The organism is Bradyrhizobium sp. HKCCYLRH3099, from assembly GCF_051167855.1.
Taxonomy (GTDB): domain Bacteria; phylum Pseudomonadota; class Alphaproteobacteria; order Rhizobiales; family Xanthobacteraceae; genus Bradyrhizobium.
In genome coordinates, this window is sequence record NZ_JBNPTW010000008.1 from 26419 (window position 1) to 48523 (window position 22105).

At 67.2% G+C, this 22105-nt stretch carries 17 protein-coding genes; 8 read left to right on the top strand and 9 right to left on the bottom strand.

The window, feature by feature from the left end:
* Nucleotides 1-20: 20 nt before the first annotated feature.
* From puhA to bchF, 8 genes are read right to left on the bottom strand one after another with little or no spacing between them, the layout of a single operon-like run.
* On the bottom strand, nt 21-803 hold the full coding sequence (puhA, locus tag ACQR1Y_RS17325) for a photosynthetic reaction center subunit H (RefSeq protein ID WP_434877491.1): 783 nt from the start codon (nt 801-803) through the stop codon (nt 21-23).
* Nucleotides 804-822: 19 nt separating this feature from the next.
* Entirely contained in the window at nt 823-2253 is a 1431-nt protein-coding gene (locus ACQR1Y_RS17330; protein ID WP_434877492.1) for a BCD family MFS transporter, read from the bottom strand.
* Nucleotides 2250-2951, bottom strand: coding sequence for a magnesium protoporphyrin IX methyltransferase (gene bchM, locus ACQR1Y_RS17335; protein ID WP_434856023.1), 702 nt, complete (start codon nt 2949-2951; stop codon nt 2250-2252). Before bchM ends, ACQR1Y_RS17330 begins: the two co-directional genes overlap by 4 nt.
* Before the next feature lie 13 nt (nt 2952-2964).
* Nucleotides 2965-3870: a ferredoxin:protochlorophyllide reductase (ATP-dependent) iron-sulfur ATP-binding protein gene (gene bchL / locus ACQR1Y_RS17340; protein WP_434877493.1), complete on the bottom strand. Its 906-nt coding sequence runs from the start codon at nt 3868-3870 to the stop codon at nt 2965-2967.
* Complete coding sequence (locus tag ACQR1Y_RS17345) at nt 3867-7457, bottom strand: magnesium chelatase subunit H (RefSeq protein WP_434877494.1); 3591 nt, start codon at nt 7455-7457, stop codon at nt 3867-3869. Before ACQR1Y_RS17345 ends, bchL begins: the two co-directional genes overlap by 4 nt.
* Entirely contained in the window at nt 7432-8988 is a 1557-nt protein-coding gene (bchB, locus tag ACQR1Y_RS17350) for a ferredoxin:protochlorophyllide reductase (ATP-dependent) subunit B (RefSeq protein ID WP_434877495.1), read from the bottom strand. Before bchB ends, ACQR1Y_RS17345 begins: the two co-directional genes overlap by 26 nt.
* A 1-nt stretch (nt 8989) precedes the next feature.
* On the bottom strand, nt 8990-10270 hold the full coding sequence (locus ACQR1Y_RS17355) for a ferredoxin:protochlorophyllide reductase (ATP-dependent) subunit N (RefSeq protein ID WP_434877645.1): 1281 nt from the start codon (nt 10268-10270) through the stop codon (nt 8990-8992).
* Between the two features lie 2 nt (nt 10271-10272).
* Nucleotides 10273-10863: a 2-vinyl bacteriochlorophyllide hydratase gene (gene bchF, locus ACQR1Y_RS17360; protein WP_434877496.1), complete on the bottom strand. Its 591-nt coding sequence runs from the start codon at nt 10861-10863 to the stop codon at nt 10273-10275.
* A 20-nt stretch (nt 10864-10883) separates the two neighbouring features.
* On the opposite strand from bchF, the gene ACQR1Y_RS17365 reads away from it, so the two are divergent.
* From ACQR1Y_RS17365 to ACQR1Y_RS17390, 6 genes are all read left to right on the top strand, one after another.
* Nucleotides 10884-11990, top strand: a complete 1107-nt coding sequence (locus tag ACQR1Y_RS17365) for a cobalamin B12-binding domain-containing protein (protein ID WP_434877497.1) — start codon at nt 10884-10886, stop codon at nt 11988-11990.
* 138 nt (nt 11991-12128) lie between these two features.
* The gene (ppsR, locus tag ACQR1Y_RS17370; RefSeq protein ID WP_434856029.1) at nt 12129-13496 is read left to right on the top strand and encodes a transcriptional regulator PpsR; all 1368 of its coding nucleotides are present in this window, start codon (nt 12129-12131) and stop codon (nt 13494-13496) included.
* Nucleotides 13497-13540: 44 nt separating this feature from the next.
* A complete protein-coding gene (gene chlG, locus ACQR1Y_RS17375; RefSeq protein WP_434877498.1) occupies nt 13541-14443 on the top strand; it encodes a chlorophyll synthase ChlG in 903 nt (300 codons plus the stop codon).
* Nucleotides 14440-15768 carry a BCD family MFS transporter gene (locus ACQR1Y_RS17380; protein ID WP_434877499.1) on the top strand — a complete coding sequence of 443 codons (1329 nt, stop codon included), beginning with the start codon at nt 14440-14442 and terminating at the stop codon, nt 15766-15768. The genes chlG and ACQR1Y_RS17380 overlap by 4 nt, the downstream gene beginning before the upstream one ends.
* A 2-nt stretch (nt 15769-15770) precedes the next feature.
* On the top strand, nt 15771-16976 hold the full coding sequence (locus ACQR1Y_RS17385; protein WP_434877500.1) for a geranylgeranyl diphosphate reductase: 1206 nt from the start codon (nt 15771-15773) through the stop codon (nt 16974-16976).
* A gap of 12 nt (nt 16977-16988) precedes the next feature.
* Nucleotides 16989-17252: a hypothetical protein gene (locus ACQR1Y_RS17390; protein WP_434877501.1), complete on the top strand. Its 264-nt coding sequence runs from the start codon at nt 16989-16991 to the stop codon at nt 17250-17252.
* Between the two features lie 216 nt (nt 17253-17468).
* Here the strand turns inward: ACQR1Y_RS17390 and ACQR1Y_RS17395 are convergent, their stop codons facing one another.
* On the bottom strand, nt 17469-17903 hold the full coding sequence (locus ACQR1Y_RS17395) for a c-type cytochrome (RefSeq protein WP_434856034.1): 435 nt from the start codon (nt 17901-17903) through the stop codon (nt 17469-17471).
* A 325-nt stretch (nt 17904-18228) separates the two neighbouring features.
* Here ACQR1Y_RS17395 and ppsR (ACQR1Y_RS17400) point away from each other — a divergent pair, with 325 nt between their 5' ends.
* Nucleotides 18229-19596, top strand: a complete 1368-nt coding sequence (ppsR, locus tag ACQR1Y_RS17400) for a transcriptional regulator PpsR (protein WP_434856035.1) — start codon at nt 18229-18231, stop codon at nt 19594-19596.
* Nucleotides 19597-21768: a GAF domain-containing protein gene (locus ACQR1Y_RS17405; protein ID WP_434856036.1), complete on the top strand. Its 2172-nt coding sequence runs from the start codon at nt 19597-19599 to the stop codon at nt 21766-21768. It abuts the gene before it with no gap.
* The last annotated feature ends 337 nt before the right edge of the window (nt 21769-22105 follow it).

Below are 22105 nucleotides of genomic sequence, written 5' to 3' on the forward strand. Positions count from 1 at the left end.
ATCACGATCGCGAAGCCTGCTCACAGCAGCGGCTCCTGGCGCGCGGCGGTCGCATAGAGGTGGCCGCCGCCATAGTAGCCGACGATCTTGTCCTCCTCGAGCTTGGTGACCTGGTCGGCATGGGCGAGAGCGGGCACGTTGGCGAATTGCGAGCCGAGGATGGCATCGACCAGCACCGCCTTGCGCGACCTGTCGACTACGGCCATCGTCATCGGCAGCAGCACGTGGCGTCCGACGATGCCGTCGACCTCGACTTCGAGATAGCGGATCAGCATCTCGGCGCGATCGACCCACACCTCACGCACCTTGCCGCCGAGCTGGCCGTCGCAGCCGATCACCGGCATGCCGCGTGGATCCGGATCCTCCGAGGCGATGAAGATGCTGCCGTCGACGCGCAGCGGCACGATCGCCGGGATGTTGTCCATGGTCAGTTCCGGTTCGTCCTTGCGCGCGGCGAAGGAGCCCGGGCCAACGCCGTCGAGCATCGGGTTGCCGGTCGGCAGATAGGGCGTGCCCGGCCAGGGATACATCGGCGTCACCGGCGCATCCGGGCGGTCGTTGTCCCAGTTCGGCAGGCTCGCGGTACGGCCGCCATGCATGTGATAGGTCTTGCGGCTCGGCGGGGTCGGGAAGCCGTGACCGCTCGACGCGGTCCGGCGGCCGACGCGGCCCTCGAACTGCAGCGGATAGCCTTCGCGCTTGTCCTCGGTGCGCAGGTAGAAGATCAGGGCTGCGAAGAACACCCAGAACCCGTAAAGCACCACCTGGGCGACATCGATGTAGCTCGTGAAAGACGTCTGCATGGTTTCCTCCCCGACTGGGCTAACCTGGAAATTCAGCGATTCCGAACTGTAGTTGCTGCGGCTCCGCCGCCCGCCGCCGCACCAGCGGCCCGATGACCGCCAGGGTGACGAAGAGCAGCGCGATCTCGACGTGGTAGACGATGCTGTAGCCGGTCGCCGGTCCGGCAAGCGCGACGCCGAGGCGACCGTCCATCGCGAGTTGCGACATCACATCGCGAATGGCACCGCCGCCGGCGATCGCGAGACCGGCCGCCGTCGCCTGCACCGCGCCCCAGGCGCCGAGCGCCAACCCGCTCTCGCCGTTCTGCACCAGCGCCATTGCAGCCGTGAGCGTGCCGACCGCGAACAGGCCGCCGCCGAAGCCGATCAGGGTCGTGCCGATGCGGAACAGCAAGGGCGACGCGAGCGGCGCCGAGAAGATCACGGCGGAGAACGCGACCAGACCGACGAGCCCTCCGAGCGCCGCGATGCGATAAGGATCGGAGCCCCGGCCGAGGCGGCGCGCGGACAGCCCGAAGCCCGCAAGCGTGCCGGCGGCGAACAACGCCGTCAGTGCGGTCGTTTCGCCCACCGTGAGGTGAAGGATCTCCGCGCCATACGGCTCGAGCAGAATGTCCTGCATCGTGAAGCCGGCGGTACCGAGCCCGACCGCGACCAGCACGCGCATCGAGCCGCCGGCCTCGCGGAACTGCCGCCAGGAGTCGCCGAAGCGCGGACGCTCCCGGGCAGCCGACGTGCGCGAGGGATCGCGCGCCTCCTGCTTCCACAGCGCGATGACGTTGAGCACCATCTCGGTCAGCGCGGCGCCCTGGATGACCTGGATCAGCCGCATCTCGCTGAAATCGGCGAGCAGCCCGCCGAAGGTCAGCGCGCTCGCCATCATGCCGAACATCAGCATCACGTAGAGGAAGGCGACGACGCGCGGGCGCGAATGCTCGGGCGCGATGTCGGTCGCCAGCGACAGGCCTGCCGTCTGCGTCGTGTGCAGCCCGGCGCCGACCAGCAGGAAAGCGAGCGCCGCGCCCACGCGGCCCGCGATGACCTGGCCCGGCGCGTCGCCCGCGGACAGCAGGAGCAGCGCGAACGGCATGATCGCGAGGCCACCGAACTGCAGCAAGGTCCCCATCCAGATGTAGGGCACGCGGCGCCAGCCGAGCACGGAGCGGTGATGGTCCGACTTGAAGCCGATCAGCACGCGCAGCGGCGCGAACACCAGCGGCAGCGCCACCATGGTCGCGACCAGCCAGGAGGGCACGCCGAGCTCGACGATCATGACGCGGTTGAGCGTGCCGTTGAGCAGCACCACCGAAATGCCGATCGAGACCTGGAACAGCGACAGCCGCATCAGGCGCGACAGCGGCAGTTCGGTCGAGGCGGCATCCGCAAACGGCAGATAGCGCGACGACAGCCGCGTCCACAGTTGCAGGAACGATGGTGCGCGCGCGCTCATGACGGGCGGAGCTCCAGCGCTTGCGAGATGTAGAAGCCGTTGGCGATGCGGCTGCTGCGCGCGCAGCGCCAGTCGGCGAGATCCGGCTGATCGGCGATCAGGCGAGACAGCTTCTGCTCCGCGACCGGCTCGATCGACGGCGCGCGGTTGCCGCGCGGGAACAGACCGCCGACGGCATGCATGACAGCAAGCAGCGGCGTGCGCGGCGCGTAGGTCATCAGGATCGCATCGGAGGTGCGATTGGCGAGGCCGGCGACGATGCGCACGGCATCCTCGGCGCGGTAGTGAATGAACGAGTCCATCGCGACGACGAAGTTGAAGCCGCCATGCCGGGGATCGAGCATGTCGCCGGCGACGAAGCGGATCGCATCGCGGCTGATGTCGTCGGGCAGACGGCGCTGCGCGATTTCGATCAGGGTCGGCGAGATGTCGACGGCGACGACATCGGCGCCGCGGCGCGCCGCCTCGATCGAGAAGCTGCCGGTGCCGCAGCCGGCATCGAGGATTCGCGCGCCGCGCAGATCGAGCGGCAGCCACGACAGCAAGGTCCGCCGCATCTCGTCGCGACCGGCGCGCACCGTGGCGCGGATGCGGCCGACCGGCGCATCCGAGGTCAGCCGCGTCCAGGCGGCGACCGCGGTGCGGTCGAAATAGGTCTCCACTTCACTGCGGCGGGCGAGATATTCCGCTGTCGTCATGTGCCAGCCTCACTCAATCGAAGCCAAGGAGATCGAAGATGTCGCGGTCCTTGAGCGGCACCGCGTGGATCGGCTCGACGCCGGCGAGCAGCGACGCGGCGAGACGCAGATATTCGTTCTGGGCGCGCTCGACGTCGGGCGAGGCCTCCATCTCGAACAGGGTGCACTTCTTCAGCCGGCTCTTTCGGATGACGTCGAGATCGGGGAAGTGCGCCAGCGTCTTCATGCCGATGCGCTCGTTGAACTTGTCGATCTGGTCGGTCGCGGCGCTGCGATTGGCGATCACGCCGCCGAGCCGCACCGGATAGTTGCGGGACTTGGCCTGGATCGCCGCGACGATGCGGTTCATCGCGAAGATCGAGTCGAAGTCGTTGGCGGCGACGATCAGCGCGCGATCGGCATGCTGGAGCGGCGAGGCGAAGCCGCCGCAGACGACGTCGCCGAGCACGTCGAAGATCACGACATCGGTGTCCTCGAGCAGATGATGCTCCTTCAGCAGCTTCACGGTCTGGCCGACGACATACCCGCCGCAGCCGGTGCCGGCCGGCGGCCCGCCGGCCTCGACGCACATCACGCCATTGTAGCCCTGGTAGACGAAGTCGTCGGGGCGCAGCTCCTCGGAGTGGAAGTTCACCTGCTCGAGAATGTCGATGACCGTCGGCACCAGCCGCTTGGTCAGCGTGAAGGTCGAGTCATGCTTGGGATCGCAGCCGATCTGCAGCACGCGCTTGCCGAGCTTCGACAGCGCCACCGAGAGGTTCGACGAGGTCGTGCTCTTGCCGATGCCGCCCTTGCCGTAGACCGAGAACACTTTTGCAGTGCCGATCACCACGTTCGGATCGAGCTGCACCTGAACGCTGCCTGCCCCGTCAAGGCGGCGCGGGGCCGTCGTCAGCGGCGGTCTCAAGGTCACATTCATGCGGCAACTCCCACGCCTTCGAGGCGATCTTCGAGTTCTTCCCCGGCCTTGCGCAGGACATCGAGCATCTCGGCATCCGGGGTCCAGTAATTGCGCTCATGCGCTTCGATCAGACGGTTGGCGATCTTCGCGGACGCCGCCGGATTGAGCGAGGCGAGACGCTCGCGCATCGCGGGGTCGAGCACGAAGGTCGTGGTGATCTGCTGATAGACCCAGGGGGCTACCTGCCCGGTCGTCGCCGACCAGCCGACGGTGTTGGTCACGTGCGACTCGATCTGGCGGACGCCCTCGTAACCGTGGGCGAGCAGCGCCTCGTACCATTTCGGATTGAGCGTGCGCGTGCGCGTCTCCAGCGCGACCTGTTCCGAGAGCGTGCGCACGGTGCCCTCGCCGCGGGTCTGGTCGCCGATATAGACCGGCGCCGCCTCGCCCTTGGCCCGCTTCACCGCGCGGCTGATGCCGCCGAGCGTATCGAAATAATGATCGATCGTGGTCACCCCGAGCTCGACGGAGTCGACGTTCTGATAGGCGGCGTCGACGCCGGCCAGCACATGGCCGAGCAGCGCGTCGCGGCGGACAGGGCGGCCGTCGGTGCCGTAGGCAAAGCCCTTGCGGCGGGTATAGACGTCGGCCAGCTCGTCCTCGTCGGTCCAGGCGCCGCAATCGATCAGATGGTTGACGTTGGCGCCATAGGCGCCCTCGGCATTGCCGAACACGCGCAATGCGGCATCCGCGATCTCGCCGCCATGCGCGGCCTGGAAGGCCAGCGCGTGCTTGCGCACATAGTTGAACTCAGCGGACTCATCCGCCGACGCGGCGAGCAGCGCGGCTTCGGCGAGCAGCTTGGTCTGCAGCGGCATCAGATCGCGGAAGATGCCGGACAGCGTGATCACGACGTCGATGCGCGGGCGTCCGAGTTGCTCCAGCGGGATCAGCTTGGCGCCGCACAGCCGGCCATAGCTGTCATGGCGCGGCGCGGCCCCCATCAGCCACAGCGCCTGCGCGATCGGACCGCCCTCGGTCTTGAGATTGTCGGTGCCCCACAGCACCAGCGCGATCGTCTCCGGCAGTTTGTGGCCCTCGCCGGCATGGCGGGCGAGCAGCCGCGCCACCTGGCGCTCGGCATCCTTGAGCGCGAAGGCGCTGGGAATACGGAACGGATCGAAGCCGTGCAGGTTGCGGCCCGTCGGAAGCACGTCGGTGTTGCGCAGCAGATCGCCGCCGGGGACGGGGCGGATGTAGCCGCCGTCGAGCGCGTGCAGAATGGCCGGCGTCTCGCTGTCGGTGGCGAGCAGTTTGTCGAGTTCGGTGCGCTTGGCGGCGTCGGTGATCCCCGCGAGGTCGAGCAGCTCCTTGCGTTGCTCTTGCGGCGGCGGGGCGCCGACGACATGGAGGCCGTGCGGGATCAGCGAGTATTCCAGCTCCAGGACGCTGGCCGAGAGCGCAGCGATCCGCCCGTCGCGCTCATCGCCCCAGAGCGGTTCGGCCACGGCAAGATCGACCGCGGCCGCCTGCGCCTGGATCAGCGCCCCGCTGTCGGCCCTCACCTGCTCGGTCGCGTCCGGCGACAGATTACGCCAGGCGTCGAGCGAGGATTTCAGCTCTGCGAGGCCCTTGTAGAGGCCCGCGCTGGTGATCGAGGGCGTGAGGTAGCTGATCAAGGTGGCGCCGCCGCGGCGCTTGGCGAGCGCGCCCTCCGACGGATTGTTGGAGGCATAGATGTAGAAGTTCGGCAGGTCGCCGATCAGCCGCTCCGGCCAGCACTCGGCGGAGAGGCCGGCCTGCTTGCCCGGCATGAATTCCAGCGCGCCATGGGTGCCGAAATGCAGCACGGCATGGGCGCGATACTCCTCGCGCAGCCAGCGATAGAACGCGGCGAAGGCGTGGGTCGGCGCGAAGCTGTGCTCGAACAGCAGCCGCATCGGATCGCCCTCATAGCCGAAGGCGGGCTGCAGGCCGACGAACAGATTGCCGAACTGCTCGCCCAGCACCATCAGGCTGGCGCCATCGGTCTGATGGCGGCCGGGCGCCGGTCCCCATTGCTTCTCGATCTCGGCCAGATGCCGCTCGCGGCGAACATGCTGATCGACCGGAATCCGGACAGCGACATTGGCCGCAGTGCCGAACCGCTCGGCATTACCCTTCAGCACACGAGCGCGCAGCTCATCGACCGTGGCCGGGACGTCGATCGTGTAGCCCGCCGCACGCAGCGAGGTCATGACATTGTGCAGCGACTCGAACACCGAGAGGTAGGCTGCGGTGCCGGCGCTGCCGCCGTTCGGCGGGAAGTTGAACAGCACCGCTGCGATCTTGCGCTCGGCGCGGGCCGAGCGGCGCAGCTCGACCAGCCGGGCGACGCGGGATGCGAGCTGTGCCGCGCGCTCGGGCAGCGAGGCCATGTCGCGGCCGGAATCGGCCATCGCCGAGCGGCCGCCGAACACGGTCGGGCCGACCGCGCCGTCGAGCTCGGGGATGGCGACCATCATGGTGGCTTCGACCGGCGTGAGGCCGCGCGCATCGTCATGCCACTGCTCGACGGTCTGGAACTCCAACGGATGCGCGGCAATCAACGGCACATCAAGGCCAGCCATGACCTCCTCGGCGGCGCGCGCGTCATTGTAAGCGGGGCCGCCGACGAGCGAGAAGCCGGTAAGCGAAACAACCGCATCGACTGTCGAGACGCCGTCCTTCTGGAAATAGCGCTCGATCGCCGGGCGCGAGTCCAGTCCGCAGGCGAACACCGGAACGACAGCGAGCCCGCGCGCCTCCAGTGCCGCGATCACTCCATCATAATGCGCGGTGTTGGCGGCGAGCAGATAGGAGCGCATCAGGATGACGCCGACGCGGCCGACCGGCTTCGCCAGGACCGGCAACTGATCGGCGCGTTCGACGATCCGTTGCGGCACCCGCGGATGATAAAGCCCGACATCCGGATAGGTCATCGGCTCGGCGGCAGTGAGCTTGCCGCGCAACGCGGCGCGCGGGCCATCGGCGTAGCGGCCGACCAGAAAGCGCACCATGTTCGCAAAGTTCTGCTCGGAGCCGGCAAGCCAATATTGCAGCGTCAGGAAATAGGCGCGCAGGTCCTGCGCGGTGCCGGGGATGTAGCGCAGCAGGCGCGGCATCCGCTGCAGCATCTTCATCTGGCCCTGGCCGCTGGAATTGCCCGAGCGATTGCTGCCGCGCAGCCGCTTCAACAGGCCGAGCACGCCGGTCGCCGAGCCCGACATCGTCAGCTTGCCGAGCCGCGTGAGGCGCACGACTTCGCCGGCCGACAGGCAGCCGATCATCGCGTCGCACTGGTCGCGGCGGGCCTGCAGCGCCGGCAGCACCGGCTGGATGTGGTCCTCCATGAACAGCATCGTCGCGACGACGATGTCGCCGGTGGCGATGTCGGCGAGGCAATGCGCCAGCGCGGTCGGATTGCAGCCCCACTCGTCGGCCGCGTGCACCTTGAGATCGAGCCCGGGCAGCTCCGCCTGCAAGGTCGTGCGCGCGCGCACGGCTGCCGAGGCGAGATGGCTGTCCATCGTCACGATCACCACCCGGATGGGTGTGACGTCAGCGACCGAAATGCGCTTTGGCATCGTACAAGGTCTCGAGCGTGATCAGGTTGACGTTGCGCTCGCGCGCGAAGCGTTCGGTGTTGCGGCGTGCCTTGCCGCGCACGAAGAACGGAATCTTGGTCAGCTCGCGTTCGGCGTCGGAGGCCCAGGCGAGCTCGGTGGTGACACTGGTTTCGACGACGCGGAGCTGCGGCTGCTGCGGCGGCGCGGCCGGGGCTGCGCCGAGATGTGACGGGGCGTGATCGGCGAACTCGTGATCCTCGCGGAACATGCCGAGCAGATGCTCCTCCAGGCCCATCATCAGCGGATGCACCCAGGTGTCGAACAGCACATTGGCGCCTTCGAACCCCATCTGCGGCGAGTAGCGCGCCGGGAAGTCCTGCACGTGGGTCGGCGACGAGATCACGGCGCAGGGAATGCCCAAGCGCTTGGCGATGTGGCGCTCCATCTGCGTGCCGAGCACGAGCTCAGGACGGAGTTCGCTGACACGGGCTTCGACCTCCAGATAGTCGTCCGTGATCAGTGGCTCGACGCCGTAGAGCGCGGCGGCCTCGCGGATCTCGCGGGCGAATTCGCGGGCATAGGTGCCGAGGCCGACGACCTCGAACCCGAGCTCCTGCGTCGCGACGCGCGCGGCCGCGACGGCATGGGTGGCATCGCCGAAAATGAAGACGCGCTTGCCGGTGAGATAGGTCGAGTCGACCGAGCGCGAGTACCAGGGCAGCCGGCTCTCGGCGCGTGACAGAACGGGCTCTGCATCGATGCCGGCAAGGCCTGCGACCTCCTTGATGAAGTCGCGCGTCGCGCCGACACCGATCGGGATCGTCTTCGTATAGGGCTGGCCGAACTGTCGATTCAGCCATTGCGCCGCCGTCAGCGCGACTTCCGGATACAGCACGATGTTGAAATCGGCCTGCGGCAGGCGGGCGAGATCAGCCGGCGTCGCGTTCCACGGCGCCACCACATTGATCCCGATGCCGAGCTCCACAACCTGCCTGGTCACTTCCGCGAGGTCGTCGCGGTGACGGAAGCCGAGAGCCGTCGGACCAAGCAGGTTGCAGACTGGACGAGCGCCCGCCTCCCGTTCACGGCGGGGGGAGCCATCAGCGGAAGACGCAGCCAACGCCCGTACAATCCGGTAGAACGTTTCCGAGGCGCCCCAATTCTCCTTGCGCTGATAGGCCGGCAGCTCGAGCGGGATCACCGGAATCGGAAGCCTCAAGGCCAGCGCCAGCCCGCCGGGATCGTCCTGGATCAGCTCGGCGGTGCAGGATGCGCCGACCAGCATCGCCTGCGGCTGGAAGCGCTCGTAAGCCGCGCGCGCCGCGCTCTGCAGCAGGTCTGCCGTGTCGCCGCCGAGATCGCGCGCCTGGAAGGTGGTGTAGGTGACCGGCGGCCGGCGGTCGCGGCGCTCGATCATGGTGAACAGCAGATCGGCGTAGGTGTCGCCCTGCGGCGCATGCAGCACGTAGTGCACGTCGCGCATGGCGGTCGCGATGCGCATCGCGCCGATGTGCGGGGGGCCTTCATATGTCCAGACCGACAGCTGCATCTCACACCGCCAGTCGCGTTTGCCGCAGCAAGGGCCGCGCGAACAGCTCGGCGAGATCGCCGGCCTGCTCGAAGCCTTGAATCGGCGTGAAGATCAGTTCGATCGACCATTTGGTCGTGAGGCCTTCGGCCTCCAGCGGATTGGCAAGGCCCAGACCGCAGACGACGAGATCGGGACGCGCGTCGCGGCAGCGATCGAGCTGGCGCTCGACGTCCTGGCCCTCGCTGAGCTGCGTGCCGGCGGGCAGCATCGCAAGCTCGGCGGCGAGATGATCGCGATGCAGATAGGGCGTGCCGACCTCGACCAGCTCCATGCCGATCTCACGCGCAAGGAACCGCGCCAGCGGGATCTCGATCTGCGAATCCGGAAACAGGAAGATGCGCTTGCCGGCGAGCTGCGCGCGATAGCGCGCCAGCGCCTTCTCCGCCCGCGCCTTCAACGGCGCAATGGTGCGCTCGATATGGGCGCGCGAAACGCCGAAGGCGTCGGCCGCAGCAGTGAGCCACAGTGCGGTGCCCTCCCCGCCCAACGGAAACGGCGCCGCGATCCTGCGGCAGCCGCGCTCTTCCAGTGCGCGCGCGGTATCCCCAAGGAAAGGCTGCGCCAGGAGAATGCGTGTTTCCGATCCGATCGCCGGCAGCTCCGACGAACGGCGCGGCGGCAGGAAAGAGACCTGATCGATGCCGAGCGCGGCAAAGGTCCGCTTGAACTGGTCCTCGACGACATCGGCGAGCGCGCCGACCACGAGCAACGAGGGCCGCGCGGCGCGGTCGGCTTGCGGCAGCACCGGCACAAGCGCAGCGAGGCAGGCGTCCTCGCCTTGCGTGAACGTCGTCTCGATGCCGCTGCCGGAGTAGTTGAGCACGCGCACGCCGGGCGAGAAGCGCTGGGACAGCCGCAACGCCGCGCGCGACAGATCGAGCTTGATCACCTCGGACGGACAGGAGCCGACCAGGAACAAGAGCTTGATCTCGGGGCGACGCGCCAGCAGCTGGCCGACGATGCGGTCGAGCTCGTCATTGGCATCGACGAGGCCGGCAAGGTCGCGCTCCTCCATGATGGCAGTGGCGAAGCGCGGCTCGGCGAAGATCATGACGCCTGCGGCCGACTGGATCAGATGCGCACAGGTGCGCGATCCCACGACGAGGAAGAACGCGTCCTGAATTTTCCTGTGGAGCCAGACGATGCCGGTGAGGCCGCAGAACACCTCGCGCTGGCCGCGCTCGCGCAGCACGCCGTCTGCTGATGAGGCCGACGCCACGGCACAGGCTTGTGCGGACATGCTCATGACGCGCGCTCCGCACTCGTTTGCGCCATCGCCTGCTCCTGCAGCCGCGCGGCGCGCAGCTTGAGCAGGAATTGCGTCGCGTTGATCGCGTAGGCCGCATAGGCCGCGAGCACCAGCAGCATCTGCTGCTGTGCTGATCCGATATGTCCGATGATCGCGGCGAGATAGGCCGTATGCAGCGCGATCACCAGCATCGAGAACACGTCTTCCCAGAAGAAGGCCGGCGCAAACAGATAGCGTCCGAACACGACCCGCTCCCAGATCGAGCCGGTGATCATGATGGTGTAGAGCAGCGCCGTCTTGAGAATGACCGAGGCCGTGGCGAGCCACAGGCCCTCGCCCGTGGCGAGATAGCGCGCGACCAGTCCGAGGCTGATCAGGAAGACGAGAAACTGGAGCGGCGCCAGGATGCCCTGCACCAGGGTCCATGGCGTGGCGTCGCGTCGACGCTTTTCCTCAGGCGTGTAAAGCGCTTGCCGCTTTGCACGCGGCGCCGCCTCGGGTGTGAAGCAGAGTTGACTCCACAGCGACGGATCAGTGGCGGACGTGAATTGGGCGTCACACGATGTGTAAAGATGATTTGACAACATCGGTGCCCAGTGGTGCGATGACGACAACCACAGGGACATTTGTGGTGCACCGCACTCGGCTTGGTCAACGTTACGTTGTGCAGCTTGCAGGTGGCGCATCGCAAATCCCCGGAGTGCGGGCCCGATGGGGAAACGCTAGACCCGGGTCGAAAGAGTGTCAATCAAAATTGACGTCAAAGAATATTGACGCAACGAGCAACGTGCGCTCATATGGAGGGGAGGCGCTGATGACCGAGCTCAATGAAACAGCCCGATTTCCACGAGCACGCTTCCGGACGAAGCGTGGGCAGCCCGGCTTTCATCCGCCGGCAGCGCCGCGTGTCAATGTGCCCTTACACAGCACCCGTCATCCTCAGCTCAACGGAGCGATCGAGGCCGAGATCATTCCGCGCCTGGTGATGGCCCATGCCTCCACGCTCGAACGCGTGCCGGCGATCATCGCAGCCTCGGCCCAGGAAGCCGCCGACTTTGCCGAGCTGGTGCTGGACGCCGACGAGGACGGCGCGGTCGCCTGCATCCAGGCGCATCGTGATCACGGCGAGACGCTGGAGCGGATCTATCTCGATCTCCTGGTGCCGACCGCGAACCATCTCCGCCATCTCTGGGCCGATGATGAGCGCGACTTCGCCGACGTCACGCTGGCGCTGTGGCGGCTGCAGCAGCTGCTGCGCCATTTCAGCCCCGCCTTCTGCGCCGAACTCGCGGTCGCGCCCACGGGCCTGCGCGTCCTGCTGACGACGTCGCCAGGCGATCGCCGCGAAATCGGCCACATGATGTTCGGCGTCGTGCTCGCGGGTGAATTCTTCCGCCGCGATGGCTGGGAGACCTGGATCGAGCCCGACACGGCGGATCGCAGCTTCGTCGATGCGCTCCGCACGCAATGGTTCAACGTCGTCGAGTTCTTCGCAACCAGCGACAAGAAGCTTGACGATCTCGCCTCAAACATAAGGATGGTCCGGCGCGAGTCCTCCAACCAGGACATCGGCGTGCTGGTCTGCGGTCCTGCGTTTATTGAACGGCCTGAACTCGTTCTTCTGGTCGGCGGCGACGGTATCGTCTCCGACCCGAGCAGAGAGGCTTCGCAAGCCCGGCACGTCGTCAGTCTTCTGACCGAACGGCGATAGCTGAGGGTGCAGTGAAGATGAATGCTGGAATGAGACTTGCCGCGCGAAGGCTCCTTGATTGGGAGGACAACGGCGTTGGTGAGGGCGTTCAGAGCTCCGAAAGAGTCGCTTGGCGATCTCAATGCGGATGTTGCGGCCATGCTGGTGGCCGCAGCCTCCGACATTGCGCTCGCGCTCGACGCCGACGGCAACATTCAGGATCTGGCTTTTCAACAGGCCGGATTGCCGCTTGAATTGAGAAACACAGACGCGTGGATCGGCCGATCCTGGCAAGCAACAGTGTCCGAGGAAAGCCAGACCAAGCCAGAGCTGCTGCTCACCGAGGCCTCCCAGCGCAAGGTGTCGCGCTGGCGTGAGGTGCGTTATCCGGCCGCCCGCGGCCCGGACATCCCGATTCTGTTCGCCGTCGTGGCGATCAAGGGCGCCGCCCGCTTCATCGCGGTCGGGCGAGACGTTCGCGCCACCGCAGCCCTCCAGCAGAAGCTGATCGAGGCGCAGGTTGCGATCGAGCGCGACTACTCGCGCATGCGCAATGCCGAATCGCGCTACCGGATCCTGTTTCAGATCACCGCCGAGCCGGTCCTGATCATCGACGCCACAAGTCATCGAGTGGTCGAGGCCAATCCGGCGGCGGCCACCCTGCTCGACCATGGCGCCGCCAATCTGATCGGCAAGCTGTTTCCCGACGTCCTGCTGCTCGACGACAACGCGCTGTCGCAATCGCTGTCGCTGGCGATCAGGTCCCAGGGCAAGATCGAGCGCGCCAAGGTCACGCTCGACGGCGGCCGCGAATATCTGCTCGACGGCACCTTCTTCCGCCAGGACACGTCGTCGCTGTTCCTGCTGCGGTTCTCGCCGCTGACGTCGCAACCGGCGATCACCCGCGCCTCCGAGGTCAACACCCAGCTGGTGCAGTTCGTCGAGGCCGCCCCCGACGGCTTCGTGATCACCGACATGGACGGGCGGCTGCTGCACGCCAACGCCACGTTCCTCCAGCTCGCCCAGATCGAGAGCATGCATCAGATCGTGGGCGAGACGATCGACCGCTGGATCGGCAAGTCCGCGGTCGACTTCTCGGTGATGCTGACCAATCTGCGCCAGCACGGCACGCTCAAGCTGTTCTCCAGCGTCGTCCGGGGCGAGCATGGCTCGCCGGTCGACGTCGAAATCTCCGCCACCACGGTCGGCGCACCCGGCCAGGCCCGACTCGGCTTCACCATCCGCAATGTCGGCCCGCGCATTCCCGGCGACGGCGCCGACCACGGCTTCATCCCACGCTCCCGCGAGCAGCTCGCCGAGCTGATCGGCCGGGTGCCGCTCAAGGAGCTGGTGCGCGAGACCACCGACGTGATCGAGCGGATGTGCATCGAGACCGCGCTCAAGCTCACCGGCGACAACCGGGCGACCGCGGCCGAGATGCTCGGGCTCAGCCGGCAGAGCCTTTATGTCAAGCTGCGGCGCTACGGCATGGCCGAGCCGAGCGAAGAGGACAGTCAGCTGGAATAGCTGCCGTCCGAACAGATGCCATTGGAAGAGGTGGAAGCGTAGCAATGACCGAGATCGCGCCCGTCCCGCTGTCCCCCCGGCTGCATCCGTCCGCCGTTCTCGAACTGCTGAAGCCGATCACCTGGTTTCCGCCGATCTGGGCGTTCGGCTGCGGCGTGGTGTCCTCGGGCGCGCCGCTGGCGCCGCGCTGGCCGATCGTGATCGCCGGCCTCGTGCTGGCCGGGCCGATGGTGTGCGCCACCAGCCAGGCCGTCAACGACTGGTTCGACCGCCATGTCGATGCGATCAACGAGCCCGACCGGCCGATTCCCTCGGGCCGCATTCCCGGCCGCTGGGGCCTGTACATCGCGCTGATCTGGACCGTGCTGTCGCTCGGCGTCGCCTCTTTGCTCGGCACCTGGGGCTTTGCCGCGGCGGCGATCGGCCTCGCGCTCGCCTGGGCCTATAGCGCACCGCCGATCCGGCTCAAGCAGAACGGCTGGTGGGGCAACAGCGCCGTCGGCCTTTGCTACGAGGGACTGCCGTGGATCACGGCGGCCGCGATCATGAGCGCGCAGGCGCCGTCCTGGCCGGTGCTCGGCATCGCGCTGCTGTACAGCGCTGGCGCGCACGGCATCATGACCCTGAACGACTTCAAGTCCATCGGTGGCGACCGCGTCAGCGGCGTCAACTCGCTACCGGTGCTGCTCGGCCCGGAGCGCGCCGCCCGCCTCGCCTGCATCACCATGGCGGTCGCGCAGGTCGCGGTGCTGGCGCTGCTGATCGCATGGAGCCGGCCGGCGCATGCGATGATCGTCGCCGCGCTGATCGCGGCCCAGCTGGTGCTGATGCGGCGGCTGATGACCAACCCGCGTGAGCTCGCGCCCTGGTACAACGGGACCGGCGTCCTGCTCTACGTAATTGGCATGCTGGTGACGGCCTTTGCGCTCGCGGGGATGTCGGCATGACGGCCCCTGCTCCGCTCTCCTGGTTCGGAATTGTCAGGCTCGGCCTGGTGCAGACATCGCTCGGCGCGGTCGTCGTGCTGACGACCTCGACGCTCAATCGCGTCATGGTCATCGAATTGGCGCTGCCGGCGATGATTCCCGGCCTGCTGGTCGCGATCCACTATGCGATGCAGGTGCTGCGTCCCTGGCTCGGCCACGGCTCCGATGTCGGCGGTCGCCGCTTCGCCTGGATCGTCGGCGGCATGGCCGTGCTCGCCGCCGGCGGCCTGCTGGCCGCGGCCGCCACCGCGCTGATGGCGAGCCAGCTCATTCTCGGCCTCGCCGTTGCGGTGATCGCCTTCATCATGATCGGCATCGGCGTCGGCGCCGCCGGCACCTCGCTCCTGGTGCTGCTCGCCAAGCGCACCGCGCCGGAGCGGCGCAGCGCCGCCGCCTCGATCGCCTGGATCATGATGATCGCGGGCTTCATCGTTACCACGGCCGTTGCCGGCAAGGCGCTCGATCCGTTCTCCGGCGAGCGGCTGATGCTGGTCTCCGGCACGGTCTCGGCGATCGCGATGGTGCTGACCCTGCTCGGCGTGTGGGGCATCGAGCAGCCGGAGCTGTCGACCGAGAGAGCCGCGGCAACCGCCGAGCGCGGCGGCTTCATGGAGGATTTCCGCGAGATCTGCCGGGAGCCGCAGGCGCGGCGCTTCGCGATCTTCATCTTCGTCTCGATGCTCGCCTACAGCGCCCAGGACCTGATCCTGGAGCCGTTCGCCGGCAGCGTGTTCGGCATGACTCCCGGCCAGACCACGCAACTCTCCTCGGTGCAGCATATGGGCGCGCTGATCGGCATGATCCTGATGCCGGCGATGGCGAGCCTGCATGCCGACTGGCGGACGCGGCCGCAGCCCTGGATCATCGGCGGCTGCCTCGCCTCGGCGCTGGCGCTGCTCAGCCTGGTCGCCGCCGCGGCGATCGGTCCGGCCTGGCCGCTGCGCGGCTCGGTGCTGCTGCTCGGCATCACCAACGGCGTCTACGCGATCGCGGCCATCGGCGCGATGATGAACATGGTCAGCGAAGGCCGCGACAACCGCGAGGGCACCCGTATGGGCCTGTGGGGCGCCTCGCAGGCGATCTCGTTCGGCATCGGCGGTTTCGTCGGCACCGCAGCGGCCGACGCGGCGCGCGCCTTCATGCCCTCGACCGCCTCGGCCTACGCGGCGGTGTTCGCGGCCGAAGCCGCACTGTTCGTTCTCTCTGCCTGGCTCGCGATCTGGATCAAGCGACCGCGCGAGCCGTCACCGACGCTGGCGGCGCAGCCGGCCAATCAGGGAGCCTAGCGATGACCACCCCGTCCGAAACGTTCGATGTCGTGGTGGTCGGCGGCGGTCCCGCCGGCGCCACCGCCGCCAACGATCTCGCCCGCCAGGGCCATCAGGTGCTGCTGCTCGACAAGGCCGGCCGCATCAAGCCGTGCGGCGGCGCCATTCCGCCGCGCCTGATCGCCGAGTTCGAAATTCCCGACCATCTGCTGGTGGCGCGGATCTCGTCCGCCCGGATGGTGTCGCCGAGCAACCGCGATGTCGACATGCCGATCGACGGCGGCTTCGTCGGCATGGTCGATCGCGAGCATTACGACGAATGGCTGCGGGCCCGCGCGGCCGAGGGCGGCGCGATCCGCCGCACCGGCACGTTCAGCCACATCGCCCGCGATGCCGATGGCACGGCCGTGGTGCATTACGAGCGCCGGATGGACGACGGCAGTGTGCGCGCGGACAGCGTCCGCGCCCGTGCGGTGATCGGCGCCGACGGCGCGGTGTCGGCCGTGGCGCGGCAGTGCATCCCGGAAGTCAGCGAGATCCGCTACGTCTTCGCCTATCACGAGATCGTCCGATCGCCGGAGCGTGGCCATCCGCTGTTCGACGCCACTCGCTGCGACGTCGTCTATCGCGGCCAGCTGTCGCCGGACTTCTACAGCTGGGTGTTTCCGCATGGGCCGACCACCAGCATCGGCACCGGCAGCGCGCATAAGGGCTTTTCGCTGCGCGGCTCGGTGGCCCAGTTCCGCAAAGTCGCCGCGCTCGACGATCTCGAGACCATTCGCCGCGAGGGCGCGCCGATTCCGCTGAAGCCGCTGTCGCGCTGGGACAATGGCCGCGACGTCGTGCTCGCCGGCGACGCGGCCGGCGTGGTGGCGCCGGCCTCGGGCGAGGGCATCTATTACGCGATGGCCGGCGGCCGCGCCGCGGCTGATGCCGTCGCCGTGTTCCTGAAGACCGGCGATGCCGCAGCCCTCGCCACAGCGCGGAAATCCTTCATGCGCAAGCATGGCGCGGTGTTCTTCATCCTCGGCATGATGCAGCGCTACTGGTACACGAACGACGCCCGCCGCGAGCGCTTCGTCGCCATCTGCCGCGACAAGGACGTCCAGCAGCTGACCTGGGACGCCTACATGAACAAGGAGCTCGTGAAGGCGAAGCCGCTGTCGCATGTGCGGATCTTCTTCAAGAACATCGCCCACCTCACCGGGCTTGCGAAGGCGGCCTGAGCTGCTCACGCGATGGATGAGCTGTTTCGCAGCCCGCACCTGGTTGACCTGATCCTGGCGGTGGTGGCGGTCGAGCTTGCGGCCGTGACGTGGGTCTGGCGGCGCTACCGCCGCGGCATCAGCCCGCGGGCGCTGCTGCCCAACCTGCTCGCCGGCGTGTTCCTGCTGCTGGCGCTGCGCTGCGCGCTCGCGGATGCACCCTGGTTCTGGCTTGCCGGCTGCCTCGCCGCATCGGGCGTCGCCAATGCCGCGGATCTCAGGCAGCGGTGGCGCTAGAGAATGACGCGCGCGCGTGGCAGACGCCGCGACATCGGTCTCACCCTCCCCTGGAGGGGGAGGGTCGGTCGCGCGCGAAGCGGGCGAGCGGGGTGGGGTGAAGCCGCGGAAACCGGTGCAAGTGGAGAGATCACCCCACCCCGGCTCGCAGGCAGCTTCGCGCCTATGAGCCGACCCTCCCCCTCCAGGGAAGGGTGGGCCGGGGCCGACCTCCGCCTACTTCTTCTCGGAGAACGTCTTCAGATAGGCGACGACGTCCTTGCGCTGCTGCTCGTTGGCGAGCTTGAACACCATCTTGGTCGAGCCGGTCGCCTGGTCCGCCTTGCCCTTTTCGGTCAGATATTTCTTCAGGTAGGCGTTGGGGTCGGCGAGATATTCGAAGATGTTGTCGTCGGTCCAGACCAGTCCCGCCTCGCCCGCGTGCTTGTTCAATTCGGAATAGGCAAACCCCGGATAGGTCCCGGTCGGACGACCGACCACACCGGTCAGCACCGGTCCGACCGCATTCTTGGCGTCGGGGCCGATCCGATGGCAGGTCATGCACTGCTTGAAGACCTGTTCGCCTTTCGCAGCGTCACCGCCGTCCAGCGCCCAAGCGCCGCTCGCCGATGCTGCAATCACGACCGCTGCGACCAATCCAACTCTGAGCATTTCCAATTCTCCCGATCTTTCCAGTCCGTTAGTGTACGTAGTTTTCCCTGACAGATAACAATGTCATGAACGCTTGTCATGCTCACCTGAAATGAAAGTGAGCGAATAAGTCGCAGTTCGACCATGCAATGGGCGCGGGAATACCAACGAAAGTTGGATGCTTGGAAATAAGCCTTGACACCGAAGGCTCTGCGTGAGCTAACGACATTCTCAAGACTATCAATGCGTTAGCGGGATACGGCGCAACACCTTCAAAATGCGCGCCAATCGAGGCCGCGATCCCTGCGAGCGTCTCCAACGGGTGCCAACAAGCGGGTGCCAATACATGGCCGAGTTTCACGGTCCACGACCCGACGTGACATTGCTGCTCGACATGGACGGCGTGATCCGTGAGGCCACGCTGTCGCCGAACATCTCGACAGAGAATGTCGACGTCTGGCTCGGCCGGCCCTGGTCCGAAATCGTCGACGATGCGAGCGAGAAGATCGAGCGCATCATGCAGGACACCAAGCGCACCGGCATCTCCGCGTTTCGCCAGATCACGCAGCGGTTTCCGAGCGGCCTGGAACTGCCGATGGAATTCACCACCGTGCTGCTCGGCGGCCGGGCGGGCATGCTGGCGATCGGCAAGAACCTGCAGGCTGTCGCGGAGCTGCAGGCGCGCCTGATCTCGGCGCAGCAGACCATCGAGCGCGACTACTGGAAGCTGCGCGAGATCGAGACCCGCTACCGGCTCGTCATCGAGGATTCCAACGAGGCCGTGCTGCTGACGAAGGTGTCCGATCTGCGCATCGTCGAGGCGAATCGCACCGCGGCCGCGGCGCTCGGCGTCTCCAGCCGGCGCCGGGACAATCTGGTCGGCCGCGAGTTTCTGCAGGAGATCCCGCAGAAGGAGCGCGAGCCGGTGGAGCTGATGCTCAGGCGCGTCCGCGACCAGGGCAAGGCGCCCGGCATCGTCGTTCACCTCGGCGAGGACGCCGCGCCTTGGATGCTCCGGGGATCGCTGATGACGAGCGAGACCGCGCCGATGTTCCTGCTGCAGATGGCGCCGATCGGCCGCGCTGCTCAGCCCGGACCGATGCCGGACGATCCGGAAGGGCTGATCGACAATCTGCCCGATGCCGTCATCAGCATCGATGCGACCGGGGCGATCAAGCGCGCGAATCGCGCCTTCCTGGAGCTGGTCGAGATCGGCTCAAAGGAGGCCGTCCTCGGCGAGAAACTCAGCCGCTGGCTGACGCGGCCGGGCGCCGACCTTTCGGTGCTGATCTCCAACGTCGAACGGCATGGCACCGTCCGCCTGCTCGCCACCACCATCCAGGGCGAGCTCGGCAGCGAGACGGAGGTCGAGATTTCGGCCGCCTCCCACGGTCTGGACGGTCACCGCCGGATCGGATTGATCATGCGCAATATCGCGCGGCGGTTGTCTCCGGCGGCGGAACATGACAATCTTCGGGCGGCCCTGTCTGGTCTCAACGAATCGGTGGGCAAAACGCCGCTGCGCGACTTGGTGCGGAGCACCGTGGAGGTCGTCGAGCAGCACTATGTCCGCGCCGCGCTTGAGCTCGCCAACGGGAACAGGACGTCGGCGGCCGAAATTCTCGGCCTCAGCCGGCAAAGTCTTTACGCCAAGCTCGATCGGTATAATCTGAGCCAGCTAGAAGAAGACGAGGAAACCGAAAAGGGGAGCTAGTTGCCCGTTCCGCTGACAACGCCGGCCTTCGGCCACGCTACTCTTGCGGATTGCGAGCGTGAACAGATTCATCTCGCGGGCTCGATCCAGCCGCACGGCATTCTGCTGGCGCTGAAGGAGCCGGACAACGTCGTCATCCAGGCCAGCATCAATGCGGCCGCCTTCCTCAATACCAATACCGTGGTCGGACGCCCCTTGCGCGATCTCGGCGGCGACGTGGCGCTGCAGATCCTGCCGCATCTCAACGGTCCGCTGCACCTGACTCCGATGACGCTGCGATGCACGGCCGGATCGCCGCCGCAGCAGGTCGACTGCACGGTGCATCGGCCATCGAACGGCGGACTGATCGTCGAGCTGGAGCCGGCGACAAGGTCGACCAACATCGCCCCCGCCCTCGACGGCGCCTTCCACCGCATCACCTCGGCCTCGTCGCTGCTCGGCCTGTGCGACGAGACGGCGACGATCTTCAAGGAAATCACCGGCTACGACCGCGTCATGGTCTACCGCTTCGACGAGGAGGGCCATGGCGAGGTGCTGTCCGAGCGACGGCGGCCCGACCTCGAGGCGTTTCTCGGCAACCGCTATCCGGCCTCGGACATTCCGCAGATCGCGCGCCGGCTCTACGAGCGCAACCGCGTCCGGCTGCTGGTCGACGTGAACTACATGCCGGTGCCGCTGCAGCCGCGGATCTCGCCGCTCAACGGCCGCGACCTCGACATGTCCTTGAGCTGCCTGCGCAGCATGTCGCCGATCCATCAGAAATATCTGCAGAACATGGGTGTCGGCGCGACGCTCGTGTGCTCGCTGATGGTCAGCGGCCGGCTGTGGGGGCTGATCGCCTGCCACCATTACGAACCGCGCTTCGTGCCGTTCGACATTCGCGCCGCCGGCGAGGCGCTGGCCGAGACCTGCGCAATCCGGATCGCCGCCCTCGAAAGCTTCGCCCAGAGCCAGTCCGAGTTGGTGGTGCGTCGGCTGGAACAGCGGCTGGCCGAGGCGGTGTCGCGCGACGGCGAATGGCAGACCGCGCTGTTCGACGGCTCGCAATCGCTGCTGCAGCCGCTCGGCGCCAGCGGCGCGGCGCTGCTGTTCGAGGGCCAGGTCACGACCGCCGGCGACGTGCCGTCGACGCAGCGCATCCGCGATCTCGCGACCTGGCTCGACCGCAGGCGCAAGCTGCCAGATGCCGCACAAGGGCTGACCGTCACCGCCTCGCTCACTCTGGACGAGCCGTCGTTCAGCGATATCCGCGGCGTGGCGAGCGGCCTGATCGCGGCGCCGCTCTCCGCCAGCGATGGCGAGTATCTGCTGTGGTTCCGGCCCGAGCAGGTGCGAACGGTGACCTGGGGCGGTGATCCGCTGAAGGCCGTGATCATCGGCGACGATCCCTCCGATCTGTCGCCGCGGCGCTCGTTCGCGCAATGGCACCAGCTGGTGGAGGGCAAGTCCGAGCCATGGTCGCCGGCCGAACTCGCGTCGGCCCGGCTGGTCAGCGAGACCGTCGCCGACGTCGCGCTGCAGCTGCGCTCGGTGCGCATGGTGATCGCCCAGGACCAGCTCGCCACCATCAGCGCGCAGGTGCTGCGCTCGGAGCAGCCGGTCATCATCGCCGATGTCGAAGGCCGTATCCTGCTGATGAACGAAGCCTTCGAGCAGCAGTTGCGCGCCTCGCATCCGCATATTCCGCATCTGCGCGACCTCGGCGCCTATTTCTCGGCGCCGGCGGAATTCCGTGCCAATCTCGACGACCTCATGCGCAACAAGCGCAGCTGGCGCGGCGAACTGACGCTGACCGGCGGCGCCTTGCCGCAACGGCCGCTGATGCTACGCGCCGATCCCGTGATCGCGCCCTATGACCGCGTTCTCGGCTTCGTGCTGATCTTCTCCGACCTCACCGAGCGCAAAACCGCGGAAGCCGCGCGCGCCCGTTTCCAGGAGGAGATCGACGGCAACCGCCGCCCGAGCCTGCGGCTCGATCACAGCGCCAGCCTGATCTACAAGGAGCTCGCCGCCTCCACGGTGGAGAACGCCCAACTCGCTGCGCTGGAAGTCACCCACGGCGCCGAGGCCGGCAGCATGCCCGAAATGCTGGAGAGCATCCGCAACTCCACCGCGCGCACGCTGAGCATTTTGGAGCACCTGGTGTGGTATCGCTCGCAGAGCGGGGAGTGAGGGTGCGGAGTAAGCGAGCGCAGGCTTCGCTTGATTGGTCATGCGGGACAAAGCCGTTCGCCAAACTCAAACGCACTTTGACGATGTGACCCAAGATGGTCCCGCGACCGCAGTGCGCTCCCCTCCCCCTTGCGGGGAGGGGTCGGGGGTGGGGGTCCGCGCACTCCGAACTGCGTGATGAGCACGATGCCTTTCACATCGCACAACAGCTCCCGTTGCGATGGTCTCTTGATTCCGGTTCGCTCAGTAGCAAATGAGCTCGAGGGTATGGAGCTCGATCACAAGCAGCGCGACTCGTGGACCCCCACCCCCGCCCCCTCCCCGCAAGGGGGAGGGG

Excerpts from the sequence above, each read along its gene's own strand:
- puhA (WP_434877491.1), bottom strand. The coding sequence starts at position 803 with ATGCAGACGTCTTTCACGAGCTACATCGATGTCGCCCAGGTGGTGCTT.
- ACQR1Y_RS17330 (WP_434877492.1), bottom strand. The coding sequence starts at position 2,253 with ATGAGCGCGCGCGCACCATCGTTCCTGCAACTGTGGACGCGGCTGTCG.
- bchM (WP_434856023.1), bottom strand. The coding sequence starts at position 2,951 with ATGACGACAGCGGAATATCTCGCCCGCCGCAGTGAAGTGGAGACCTAT.
- bchL (WP_434877493.1), bottom strand. The coding sequence starts at position 3,870 with ATGAATGTGACCTTGAGACCGCCGCTGACGACGGCCCCGCGCCGCCTT.
- ACQR1Y_RS17345 (WP_434877494.1), bottom strand. The coding sequence starts at position 7,457 with ATGCCAAAGCGCATTTCGGTCGCTGACGTCACACCCATCCGGGTGGTG.
- bchB (WP_434877495.1), bottom strand. The coding sequence starts at position 8,988 with ATGCAGCTGTCGGTCTGGACATATGAAGGCCCCCCGCACATCGGCGCG.
- ACQR1Y_RS17355 (WP_434877645.1), bottom strand. The coding sequence starts at position 10,270 with ATGTCCGCACAAGCCTGTGCCGTGGCGTCGGCCTCATCAGCAGACGGC.
- ACQR1Y_RS17365 (WP_434877497.1), top strand. The coding sequence starts at position 10,884 with ATGACGACAACCACAGGGACATTTGTGGTGCACCGCACTCGGCTTGGT.
- ppsR (WP_434856029.1), top strand. The coding sequence starts at position 12,129 with ATGCTGGTGGCCGCAGCCTCCGACATTGCGCTCGCGCTCGACGCCGAC.
- chlG (WP_434877498.1), top strand. The coding sequence starts at position 13,541 with ATGACCGAGATCGCGCCCGTCCCGCTGTCCCCCCGGCTGCATCCGTCC.
- ACQR1Y_RS17380 (WP_434877499.1), top strand. The coding sequence starts at position 14,440 with ATGACGGCCCCTGCTCCGCTCTCCTGGTTCGGAATTGTCAGGCTCGGC.
- ACQR1Y_RS17385 (WP_434877500.1), top strand. The coding sequence starts at position 15,771 with ATGACCACCCCGTCCGAAACGTTCGATGTCGTGGTGGTCGGCGGCGGT.
- ACQR1Y_RS17390 (WP_434877501.1), top strand. The coding sequence starts at position 16,989 with ATGGATGAGCTGTTTCGCAGCCCGCACCTGGTTGACCTGATCCTGGCG.
- ACQR1Y_RS17395 (WP_434856034.1), bottom strand. The coding sequence starts at position 17,903 with ATGCTCAGAGTTGGATTGGTCGCAGCGGTCGTGATTGCAGCATCGGCG.
- ppsR (WP_434856035.1), top strand. The coding sequence starts at position 18,229 with ATGGCCGAGTTTCACGGTCCACGACCCGACGTGACATTGCTGCTCGAC.